At 56.9% G+C, this 11414-nt stretch carries 13 protein-coding genes; 2 read left to right on the top strand and 11 right to left on the bottom strand.

Translation table 11 applies throughout. The features are described 5' to 3' along the window. Positions 1-74: 74 nt before the first annotated feature. From VMW13_05555 to VMW13_05505, 11 genes are all read right to left on the bottom strand, one after another. Positions 75-221, bottom strand: a complete 147-nt coding sequence (locus VMW13_05555; protein HUV44279.1) for a helix-turn-helix transcriptional regulator — start codon at positions 219-221, stop codon at positions 75-77. A 253-nt stretch (positions 222-474) separates the two neighbouring features. Continuing rightward, complete coding sequence (locus VMW13_05550; protein ID HUV44278.1) at positions 475-621, bottom strand: helix-turn-helix transcriptional regulator; 147 nt, start codon at positions 619-621, stop codon at positions 475-477. 242 nt (positions 622-863) lie between these two features. After that, positions 864-1163, bottom strand: a complete 300-nt coding sequence (locus VMW13_05545) for a DUF167 domain-containing protein (GenBank protein ID HUV44277.1) — start codon at positions 1161-1163, stop codon at positions 864-866. 118 nt (positions 1164-1281) lie between these two features. Then, entirely contained in the window at positions 1282-2103 is an 822-nt protein-coding gene (locus tag VMW13_05540; protein HUV44276.1) for a TatD family hydrolase, read from the bottom strand. Next, positions 2104-3030: a dihydroorotate dehydrogenase gene (locus tag VMW13_05535; GenBank protein ID HUV44275.1), complete on the bottom strand. Its 927-nt coding sequence runs from the start codon at positions 3028-3030 to the stop codon at positions 2104-2106. A gap of 190 nt (positions 3031-3220) precedes the next feature. Further along, positions 3221-4138 carry a GTP-binding protein gene (locus tag VMW13_05530; GenBank protein ID HUV44274.1) on the bottom strand — a complete coding sequence of 306 codons (918 nt, stop codon included), beginning with the start codon at positions 4136-4138 and terminating at the stop codon, positions 3221-3223. 112 nt (positions 4139-4250) lie between these two features. After that, positions 4251-4874, bottom strand: a complete 624-nt coding sequence (locus VMW13_05525; GenBank protein HUV44273.1) for a hypothetical protein — start codon at positions 4872-4874, stop codon at positions 4251-4253. 6 nt (positions 4875-4880) lie between these two features. Further along, positions 4881-5333: a transcriptional repressor gene (locus tag VMW13_05520; protein ID HUV44272.1), complete on the bottom strand. Its 453-nt coding sequence runs from the start codon at positions 5331-5333 to the stop codon at positions 4881-4883. 158 nt (positions 5334-5491) lie between these two features. Beyond that, the gene (locus VMW13_05515; protein ID HUV44271.1) at positions 5492-6232 is read right to left on the bottom strand and encodes a DUF6544 family protein; all 741 of its coding nucleotides are present in this window, start codon (positions 6230-6232) and stop codon (positions 5492-5494) included. Between the two features lie 81 nt (positions 6233-6313). After that, a complete protein-coding gene (locus VMW13_05510; GenBank protein HUV44270.1) occupies positions 6314-7600 on the bottom strand; it encodes a CoA transferase in 1287 nt (428 codons plus the stop codon). A gap of 31 nt (positions 7601-7631) precedes the next feature. After that, on the bottom strand, positions 7632-8840 hold the full coding sequence (locus VMW13_05505; GenBank protein HUV44269.1) for a CoA transferase: 1209 nt from the start codon (positions 8838-8840) through the stop codon (positions 7632-7634). Positions 8841-9558: 718 nt separating this feature from the next. Here VMW13_05505 and mdh point away from each other — a divergent pair. Both mdh and VMW13_05495 read left to right on the top strand, forming a co-directional pair. Beyond that, positions 9559-10512, top strand: coding sequence for a malate dehydrogenase (gene mdh / locus VMW13_05500; GenBank protein HUV44268.1), 954 nt, complete (start codon positions 9559-9561; stop codon positions 10510-10512). Between the two features lie 26 nt (positions 10513-10538). Next, on the top strand, positions 10539-11414 hold an 876-nt coding region (locus tag VMW13_05495), incomplete at its 3' end, for an alpha/beta fold hydrolase (GenBank protein ID HUV44267.1).

Below are 11414 nucleotides of genomic sequence, written 5' to 3'. Positions count from 1 at the left end.
TCAAAGCACCGCTGTACACCCTCCAAACCCTCAATCCGTCCCACAACCTCCCCCTCCCCCATTCCCGCAACCACCTATTCTGTCTCCCCGTATTGAAAGACCTCTTCTATCGTGACGCCGAAGGCCCTGGCAAGCCCGAAGGCGAGCTTGATGGAAGGCACGTATTTCCCCCGCTCAAGGGCGATAATCGTCTGTCGGGTACAGCCTGCGTGTCTGGCCAGCTCTTGCCGGAACAGCGCGCTAGTCTATAAGGTGCGAATGACGCCTGCCGACCAACTGGCCCCACACCATTTTGGGGTGTCCAGAGGGGTGCAACCCCTATGGAACGGGGGTCTAAGGGGGTGTCCCCCTTCTGAGGGGAGCCCCCCCTTAATCCTCCCTTCACCTTCAGAGGCGAGGGTCAAAGCACCGCTGTACACCCTCCAAACCCTCAATCCGTCCCACAACCTCCCCCTCCCCCATTCCCGCAACCACCTATTCTGTCTCCCCGTATTGAAAGACCTCTTCTATCGTGACGCCGAAGGCCCTGGCAAGCCCGAATGCGAGCTTGATGGAAGGCACGTATTTTCCCTGCTCAAGGGCGATAATCGTCTGCCGGGTACAGCCTGCGTGTCTGGCCAGATATTGCCACAGTATCTCGGTACCCCCTTAGGTGAAAACGGTCCCTGCCTATGGAGATACCCTCGCACCATTTTGGGGTGTCCAGAGGGGTGCAACCCCTATGGAACGGGGGTCTAAGGGGGTGTCCCCCTTGAGCCGTGTTCCGCTTCGGAGAGTTAGAGAGGGGTGTCCCCCTTCTTAGGGGAGCCCCCCTTACTCCTCCCTGCATCTTAGGGGCGAGGGTTAGAGCACCACCACACCGCTCACCTATCCAAACCCTCAATCCGTCCCACAACCTCCCCCTGCTCCATCCCCTCCACCGCAATGACCTTCCTCCGGCTGGTGTGGCCTTTCTCTATTGACAGGCTGCTCTTACTCACGCCGAGGACATCGCTGAGGAACGCAATCAGCTCCCGGTTGGCCTTGCCCCTGACCGGAGGCGCGGCAATCCGCACGTGCAGGACGCCGTCGGTGTAGCGCGCGACCTGGTTCCGGCTGGCGCCGGGCTGGACCTGTACCGTGATGAGGGTGCGCTCCTTCTTCATCTTGAGTAGTTGACCCATCTGTCCTGTATAGTGACAATAGGCAGTAATATACTTAACATAACCACGGAAACAAATCGAGCCTGTTAGCTGTGATTTGTTTCCCTTCAGAATATTTTCAGTGTGCCAGCAGTGCTACTCAGTGACTGGATAGCCCCTTCCCTGCGCCGAATAGTCGCTGCGCATTCTGGGTTGTGTCTCTCGCCACCTTCTCCACGGACTCTCCCCTTATCCTGGCAAGCTCGACCACGGTATCTCTTACGTAGGCCGGTTCGCAGCGTTTCCCACGAATCCTCTGCGGGGCGAAGAAGGGGCAGTCCGTCTCCACCAGCAGCCGGTCGGAGGGGATGGCGCGTATCGTGTCGTGAGCGTACCTGCTGGACGGGTAGCCGATGTAGGCCGCCAGGGAGAGATAGAACCCCATGTCCAGGTACTTGCGGGCGGTTTCGGTGTCTCCCACGAAGCAGTGAATGATGCCCGGGGGCGATGTGAGGGAAGCCCCTAGATTTCGCGTCCATTCGCGAAGTATGGGCAGCATCTCTTCATGGGCCTCGCGACAGTGGACCACGATGGGCAGGTCAAGCTCCGCCACTAGCGTAAGCTGCCAGCGTAGCACCTCCCGTTGCCGCTCACGTGACGAGTAGTCCCGGTGGAAGTCCAGTCCGATTTCCCCGATGGCAACCACCTTTGGGTGTTGGGCAAGTTCACCCAGGGCGGTGATGTCCTCGCGGGAGACACTATCCGCTCCGTGGGGGTGAAAACCTGCCACCACCAGTATTCCGGGGTGCTGCTCTGCCAGTGCTATCGCTGCTCGGCTCGATTCCAGTTCCGTCCCCACGGTTACGATAGTGCCAACACCGGCGTCACGCGCACGAGCGATTACGTCGGCACGGTCTTCGTCGAACTCGCTGGCGGTCAGGTGGGCGTGGCTGTCTACTATGGATACGTCAGGCGTGGTCATTCAGGGCTTCCTCGCCGCACCGATAAGCTCCCTGATATCCTCGATTCCTTCATCACGCATGTACTTCTCTATCCCTTCGAGGACATCGAGCGGTGCTCGTGGGCTGGTCAGGCTGGCAGTGCCTACCTGCACGGCGCTGGCACCCGCCATGATAAACTCGATGGCGTCGGCGGCAGACGTAATCCCGCCGTATCCTACCACCGGCACATCCACCGCTCCGGCCACCTGGTAGACCATGTAGAGCGCCACTGGCTTGATTGCCGGGCCGGACAGCCCTCCGAAGACGTTGCCCAGCAGGGGCTGCCTCTTTACGGTATCTACCACCATGCCCTTGATAGTGTTTATCAGCGAGACGGCATCGGCACCGGCTTCGGCCACGGCGACGGCCACCCCCACGATGTCACCGGTATTAGGGGTGAGCTTTACCATGACGGGCAGAGAAGTTGCTTTCCTGACGGCTGCGGTCACTGCTGCGGCGGGACCGGGATAGATGCCGAACTCGGCACCACCGGCAGCTGCGTTGGGGCAACTGATGTTCACCTCGACACCGCTGACTCCGGCTACCTTGTCCAACCGGGCGGCCAACTGCGCGTACTCCTCGATAGTCTCACCGGCGATATTGACGATGACGGGCACCTGCCAGTCTGCCCAGAGTGGTGCCTTTTCCCTAATCAGTGCCTCAACTCCTATGTTCTGCAACCCGATTGAGTTGAGTACGCCGGAGGGTGTCTCAGCTAGTCGTGGCTGGGGATTGCCCTCTCTCGGTTTAAGGGTCGTGCCCTTGCATACGATAGCTCCCAGTCTCCGGATATCAAGCAGGTGGCTGTACTCGGTACCATAGCCGAATGTACCGGAAGCGTTCATCACCGGGTTGGCCAGTAGCAACCCCTTTTTATTTTGTGGGGCAAGCTGGACGGCAAGATTCACGACAACTCCTCACCCTTTGCTGGTTCCCCACTTTAGTGGGCCCCACCGCAGTGGGCGCTCACGACTATTGTAGGCGGAGTTGCTGCCGGGGTCAATCCCGGCATTCCGATACAGTCACCGATAGTCGTGAGAGCGCACAGAATGGACAAATATTACCCTGACAGGGATTACTTAGGTTTGGGGGGTTGGCTCAGGTGGTTTCCCGGGCAGCCACGCAGTCCTGAAATCCCCTGACCAGCTCCTCGGCGGGCATGGGATGAGTAATGGCGACCAGTACCGAGTCCTGCCATCCCCGCGTGGGGAAGGGCGTGATGCTGAACTGCCCCCGGGTTGCCTGTACCTCGAAGAGGCCATTCTGCCCCTGTAATCGGACGAACCCTTTGACCCGGAGAACGGTCGGTGGTAGTGACTCCAGCCACTTCTCCAGTGCGGTCTGAGATAGGCGGGACTCAAGCTGGAAGGCGAAGCTGCTGTAATGGTCGTCACCATGCTCGTTCCCCAGCCCCGCTTTCACGGCAGTGACACCCCGGGTCATCTCCTCCGGGTCTACGGCGCAGGCCACGGCTTTTGTTATCGTAGCGGCAGGATTGACCGCTGCCACTTCTTCGATGATAGTATCGACCTTATCCGGTACGAGGTCACACTTGTTCAGGATAATGTGGTCAGCCGCCATAAGCTGTCGCTCGACGAGAACCGCGTCTTTATCCAGGCTGTCGTGTCGGCTGGCGTCATGGATAACGATTACCTTCCTGACGAAGTTACCGCTATCACCGATGACGGGCGTAATGGCCGTGAGTACACCGGCCGGGTCGGCTACTCCGGTTGCCTCGATATATATCGGTGAGCCGGGTGCAGAGCGCAGCATCCCGGTCAGGGCATCGGCCAGTTCGTCTCTCGAACCGCAGCAGATACAGCCGCTGACGATAGCCGAAATGTCAATGCGGCAGTCACCGATAATGGCGCCATCGACGTCGAAATCACCGAACTCGCTCATTATCACCTGCGGCCTGGTGCCCCGTTCGAACTCCCATTCGAGCAGCTTCTTGAGCAGGGTTGTCTTGCCGCTTCCGAGAAAGCCCCCGATGATGACGATTCCGGATTTTTCCACCCTTTGATACCTCTCTCCATGCCGGCTCTGGAAACCATGATATCTGAGTCTGGTGCCCAGGACAAATACTCGGGTCCCGGACTATACCTCCTCATCTCTGCGTGGGGTTGGGCTAGTGTTCCTCAGAATGCACTCCCTCCCTTGAGAAGAGCAGGGGGAAAGCGATATCGCTCAGGCAGCATGGAAACCACACGGCAAGGAAGAGGAAGGCGAATATCGGCAGGACAAGGAGCCATTCTACCGTTGTGCCCATGGCCATGATGATGTGGAACAGGGATGCCCAGGTGCTCAGGAAGACGTGCCCGGCGTGAGGGAACCTGGTCACAGACTTCCAGAGGCCCAGAGCAATACCGAGTAGAGCGGCCGGGTTCACCACCCACCACATCTCGATGAAGCCAATGTGAGCTTCCGCGTGGGGCAGGTGGAGCAGGCTCTCCCCGAGAAATGGGACCAGGGAATCACTGATGGTGGCAATACCGATTGCCCCGAAGTACCCGATGAGGATAGTGGGCAGGATGCGCCCGCGCGAGTGCCTGCGGTACATTGCCGTTGTGACCGCGGCACTTAATACCACGTGCAGCGGGTGTAGTATGCTAAACACCGTTTCCGATGCACCGGAGACGACCGGTAGTGTATCGGTCAGGGCGATAATGATGACGAAGACTATTCCGGAGGCAGCGCCGAGCACTGTGAACAGAACGTGGTGTCTCAGTTCGGTTACTATTAGACGAAACATCCTCTATTACCTGGCGGCGGATACAGTGCCGGACATCTCCTGGCAGGTACGGCAGCGGCCGGTGAATTCAAGTATGTGGTCATCGATTCTGAACCCGCTCTCCCGGGCCAGCCTTTCTTCCAGCTCTGCCAGATTGTGCCCGGTGAAGTCAACGACTTTGCCGCAATCGGAGCATACCAGGTGGTGATGGTGCTGGGGTATGCTGAGCGTGTAGCTGGGGCAGTTGGTGCCGGTGTGAAGCTCGCAGACAAGGTTAAGGGCGATAAGAACCTCCAGGGTACGGTAGACGGTCACCAGGCCAGTACCGGGTTTGTTCCGGTTTACCATGTTATATATTTCGGCGGGTGTCAGGTGGTCCTCACTGTCGGCAATAGCCTGAATTACAACGCGACGCTGTGGCGTCACTTTATAGCCGTTTTTTCGCAATGTTGAGAAGATGGTCTTTTCCGTTACTTTCATCTGAGTTAATAATTGAAAATGATTATCAATTACAGTCTAGGGCAAATTACTAAAGATTGTCAATGTCAGGGTGCACGGTCCAGACCAGTCTGGTCCAGCGAATCTGGCAACAGAATTCAATATGGTATACACATCAACACCGGAAGGATGAGCGGAGGTCAGGCGTAATTAATGTCGGTTACTTCAAGATTTGCCCAGGTGAAATCACCACTGGCCAGATTCCAGGTTACCTCACCTTTGAACGGTATCATCAGTCCGTGTACCTCTTTGTATTCGCCGGGTACCACTGACCATTTTTCCAGAGTAGCATCATCTTTCCCACCCATGTATCTGTCTGCGACGAATCCGGTTAACCTGCCTTCACTGTCATAACTTAGTAGTGCCGAAGCTGTTACACCACCATATTTCATCGTTACCTGCGTAGTATCCGCATCAACCGGTTCCCATTCCAGGTAGTTGCTTAAATATGCGGTGGGGAACCAGATTATTTCACTGAGATACCTGAGCATTGTTCCCTGGTCCAGCTTTGGCCCCCTTATGTCGGAAAACTTGATAAAGGACCAGAGTTTCATTTTCATATTACCTTTGCCCCGGGAGTAAGTATCTTTGCCCGATACCCAGAGCAAAGGGTTCATTCTGATTGTAGCCTGCCATACCAAACCGGGTGGTTCCGTGGTAAAGTACTGTCCGGCACGTACGGGCAGCCAGTTCTGACCGGGCTTGAGTTTAAAGAACCCCTCTTGTTTCAGACGGACTGTGCGTATTCTCTGTTTTCCAATGACACGTACATAGCGCAGATTCCTCCGGACTGGTTCGGGTAGACCTTCCAGGTCTGCTTTCGTAATGAAATTACGTGTACTGCCAGCACTTTCAACAGGTTGTTTTACATCGTCTGCCATAGCCACTCTTACACATTGCCACACAACGATTGTATTTCAGATAGACTTCTATCTCTATAATTCACTGGATATATTCCCCGCCTACACCCCTTCCAGGTACTCCGTGCCGATGACGCCCAACTCGGAGAGTCGGGTTATCTCTTCTCTGGACATGCCCAGGAGTTCTCCATAGACGTAGTCGTTGTGCTCGCCGAGACAGTTGGGCGGAGTACGGATGTCCGCCGGCGTCTTTGAATACTTGAAGAACATCCCCGGGTAGCGGTGGGTGCCGGCCTCCCGGTGGGTGACCTCCTGGAAGAAGCCCCGCTCGTTGAGGTGAGGGTCGCTGTACTCGTCGGCGGGTGTGAGCATCGGACCGGCGGCCACTCCCGCAGCCTGGAGGATATACATGACTTCGTACGGGTTGTGCTGTACCGTCCATTGCTCGATGTGCCTGTCCATCTCATCCTGGTTTGCCCAGCGACAGAGCACGTCGGTGAAGCGTTCATCCTCTGTCCAGGGAGGGTTACCCAGTACCCTGCAAAAAGCCTGCCACTCCTCGTCCGACGTGACGGAGATGGTGACCCACCGGTCCTCACCACGACAGCGGTAGCAGCCCTGCGGCGCATTCGAGGGGTCACGATTGCCGATGGCCTCGCCGATTCTCCCGTTCATGGTGTAGTCCATCAGGGTCTCGCCCATGTGGGGGAGAAAGCCCTCCGCCTGGGAAAGGTCAATGAACTGTCCCTTGCCGGTCTTCTCACGGTACTGCAGTGCAACCAGAGCGGCGAAGGCTACCGTACTGGCGGCCACGTTGTCGGTCCAGACCGGAATCGGGTCCCGCTCGGTGAGGTCGGACCCGGGGTAGCCCCGGAGCACTGTCATGCCGGTTATGGCATCAAGGTTGGTGCCGAAGGTGCTGTATCCCTTGTAGGGGCCTTCCTTCCCCAGACCGGACGCCGAAATCATGATGATATCCTGCTTCACCCCTTTAAGTGCCTCGTAGCCCAGTCCCAACCGCTCCATGGTGCCCTGGGAGAAGTTCTCGATGATAACGTCGCCACGCCGCACCAGCTTATGGTATACTTCAATCCCTTCGGGTCGGTTCAGCTCCAGGGTTATGCCGAGCTTGTTACGGTTCATGGCGTGCAACTGGAACCAGCGGTCCCAGGGCCTGTCGCCAGGCTCGCCGTCTACATAACCCGGATATTCCTCCAGCCCGGGTGCCGGCCGGGGGCGGTAACCTCTGGTCATGGCGGGAAAGCGCCCGATGGACTCTACCCTTATGACCTCAGCGCCCATATCGGCGAGTAGCGTGTTGGCCGCCGTTCCGGTATAGACAATGCCGTGGTCGATAACCTTGATACCTTCCAGGGGTAGTCGGGACATAGGTACCTCCTGCTGAATTAATAGAGACCGTTTAGATGATATTCATCTCGCGCAGTCGCACCAGGTCCTGGCGACTGTACCCCAGCCGCTCACAGTAGACTTCATAATTATGCTCGCCGAGCAAGGGTGCCGGTTTCTGCGGCATCGTCGGCGTCTCCGGCAGCTTGAACGGTAGTCCGGGGTAGGTAGCCCTTCCGATAACGGGATGTTCTATCTCCTGAAAGAAACCGCGGGCGTTGAACTGGGCGTCCTTGAGGACTTCATCTATGGCGTATACGGGTGTAACCGGTAGCCGCTGCGCCTGCGCCGAGTGAAACAGCTCGTCACGAGTGTGCTCCAGTAGCCAGGGCAGGAAAATGGCATCAAAATCACTGTGGTGCTCTCTCCTGGCTTCCGGAGTGGCAAATCTCTCGTCCTCAACCAGCCCGGGCATCCCCATCCAGGCAGCGATGCGTGGCCAGAAGAAACCGACTATCCCGTAGACGAAGATATGGCCGTCCTTGCATGGGTAGACGCCCCACGGGAAAGACCCCTCTCTGCGGGACCCCTGCCTGCCTGCCTGCGCTCCCGAGAACGCATAGCCCATCAGTACGGCCGCCCCTTCCGGGGGAGCCACCATGCACTCCATGATGGAGACGTCCACATGCTGGCCGGCTCCGGTTGCCTTGCTCCCGAAGTAGGCTCCCATGGTGACCGCGGCAGCGTGTGTCCCCGCCAGGTATTGCGACTTGTAACCGGGGAACCGCAGCGGTTCACGGTCTGGTTCGCCTTCGTTGTACATATGAACGCCCATGGCGAAACTGACCAGCTCTGTTGCCACATAATCACGGTAGGGGCCGGTCTGTCCGAAGTTGGAGATGGACGTCATCACCAGCCCCGGGTTGGTACTGTCCAGGGTCTCATAATCCAGGCCCAGACCGGGCATCACCCTCGGTGAAAAGTTCTCTACCAGTATGTGTGCGTCTTTGAGAAGCTCACTAAATATCCTGGTGCCGGTAGCGGTCTTCAGGTTGAGGGTGATTCCTTTCTTGTTGGTGTTCAGGTGGAGGAAAAGGCCGCTCTTCTCAGGGTGGGGGTCATCTCCGTAGAAGGGGCCCAGTCGCCGCGCCCCGTCACCAGCACCGGGCTTCTCAATCTTGATGACCTTTGCACCGTAATCGGCCAGGAGCTTGGTGCAGTACGGGCCGGCCACATAATGAGTGAGGTCCAGCACCGTGAGGTCGGTCAGCGCTTGCTGCATTACTTTCCCCCTGTCATGAAATTAGTGGACAGGTAGCTTATGCTGCCTGTCCACTCCCGAGTACAGTCCGGTAAGATTTTCGCCGATTGCGCTCGGCTTGTCAAGCTGAGTGCGTCCGGCTTGATAAGCCGATTGGCCCCCGTTGCCAAGGAATCGCACTCGTCCGGTACACCAGTGACAGACAGGGCCAATGGCGACAAACCAGACAAAAAAAAGAAATAACGGGAAACAAATCGAGGCTAACCGAGTGTGAATTGTTTCTCGTGTTATGTCTATCTAAAAGGTAGTTATGTCCAGTGATCAGAAGGATGCCAGACCTTTCTTCACAATAATATGGTAAACCTATCCCCGTGCGGCCCAGATGGGGCGCCCCTCAGAAGGGGCGGTGCCTTCCCCTTCGATAAAGGGAAGGGGAAGAGATTTTATAGAGGGGGCGCCCCTCAGAAGGGGCGAAACCCCTCTTTGACTCCCCGTTCTTTCCTGTAATTCTGAACAGAACGCAGAGGAGGGCCGCTCTAGCAGCGGCACAGAATCTAAGACCCCTCCCCCAGATTCTTCGGCTGTGGCCTGCTGGCAAAACCAGCAGGTAAGCTCAGAATGACAGAGAGAGATTCTTCGGCTGTGGCCTGCTGGTAAAACCAGCAGGTAAGCTCAGAATGACAGTGTAGCCTATTGCCCACCGGAGAGGAAAATAGTAGAATTAGGAGGATATCCACAAATGAAGAAAGGAAAGTCGATGAGCAATCGTTTCAAGGTCAGTATCATTGGTGCCGGTAACGTTGGTTCTTCCTGTGCGCAGCGTATTGCCGAGCGCGACTACGCCGATATTACCCTGCTCGATATTGTCGAGGGGCTGCCCCAGGGGAAAGCGCTGGATATCCAGGAATCGGGCCCGGTGCTCGGGTTCGACACCTGTCTGACAGGCACCAACAGCTATGCAGAGACCGCCGGTTCGGACGTGGTGGTAATCACTTCCGGCGTGGCCCGGAAACCGGGTATGAGTCGTGACGACCTGCTTCTGACCAACAAGGAGATTATTGCTGCGGTTACCCGGAATACCGTCAGCCAGTCACCGGACTGCGTGGTTATCGTGGCCACAAATCCGGTCGATGCCATGGTCTACCTGGCCCTTCATGAGAGCGGGTTCAACCGGAACCGCGTATTCGGCCTGTCCGGTGTCCTCGATACCGCCCGATTGAGCAGCTTCATTGCCGAGGAGCTCGATGTATCCGTCGAGGATGTGGCTGCCTGCGTCCTGGGAGAGCACGGCCGCAGCATGGTGCTTGTCCCCCGCCTGACCACGGTCAACGGCACCCCGATAACCGAAATCCTGCCCGCGGAGACCGTTGACCGGCTGGTGGAACGTACCGTCGGCGGTGGAGCGGAGATTGTCGGGCTGCTCAAGACCGGGAGCGCCTTCTACGCACCCTCAGCGGCGATTGCCCAGATGGTGGAGGCAGTCCTGCTCGATAAGAAGAGGATTCTGCCCTGTGCGGTACGCCTGGATGGAGAGTACGGTGTAACGGACACCGTCATCAGCGTACCGGTGAAGCTGGGCCGCAGTGGTGTTGAACAGGTAATCGAGTTGCAGCTTACGGCCGAAGAGAAAGACGCTCTGACGGACTCGGCAAAGTCGGTGCAGGAGCTAATCAAGGTCATGAAGCTGGGGTGAAATGTGGGGGCAGAGGGATAGTTCATATGATTGAGCAAGAGGTATCCTTTAAATCGGAAGCCCTTAATTTGTATGGCACTCTGGCGATGCCGGATTCGAGGGGACCTTTCCCGGCAGTTTTGTTTATTGCCGGCTCCGGACAGGTCGACCGGAATGAAAACCACAAAAAGTTTCCTATTAACCTGTTCCGTGAATTTGCCATTTTGTTTGCCGGGGAGGGAATTGCCAGCCTGAGGTTTGATAAAAGGGGTGTCGGTGCCAGCGAAGGTGATTACTGGACTACCGGGTTCTCTGACAATACTACAGACACTCTGGCGGCGCTGGATTACGTCAAGTCCAACAAGGAAATTAAACCCGGAGCAGTATTCCTGCTAGGTCACAGCGAGGGTGCGTTGATTGCTGTCAGGCTGGCCGGACAGGGTGTTGACGTAGCAGGAGCCGTCCTTCTGGCCGGAGCAGCACAGCGCGGCGAAGACATATTGAGGTGGCAAACCCGACAGGTTGCCGCCGGTATGAAAGGACTGAACGGATTATTAATCAAATTGCTGCGTATCGATATTGCCAAGGCACAGCAGAAACAGATGGACAAGATTAAACGGTCTACGAAGGACTCGTACCGTGTGCAGCTTGTCGCGAGGTTGAACGCCAAATGGTTGCGTGAGTTCATAGACTACGACCCGGCACCGGATTTGTCTCGCATGAAGATACCGGCTCTGGCTATTACGGGCTCCAAGGATATTCAGGTAGACCCTTCAGACCTAGTGAAGATGGCAGAACTTGTGAATAGTGATTTTGAATACCATGAGATTCCCAACGTGACGCATATTCTCAGATTTCAAGAGGGTACACCGTCACTGGCCACGTACAAGAAGCAGGTCAATCAGCCGATGGACACACGTATC

Source organism: Dehalococcoidales bacterium (assembly GCA_035529395.1).
In the GTDB taxonomy this organism is placed as follows: Bacteria; Chloroflexota; Dehalococcoidia; order Dehalococcoidales; family Fen-1064; genus DUES01.
Note: the sequence above shows the minus strand (reverse complement) of the source record. Positions and strands in the feature narration are given on the sequence as shown.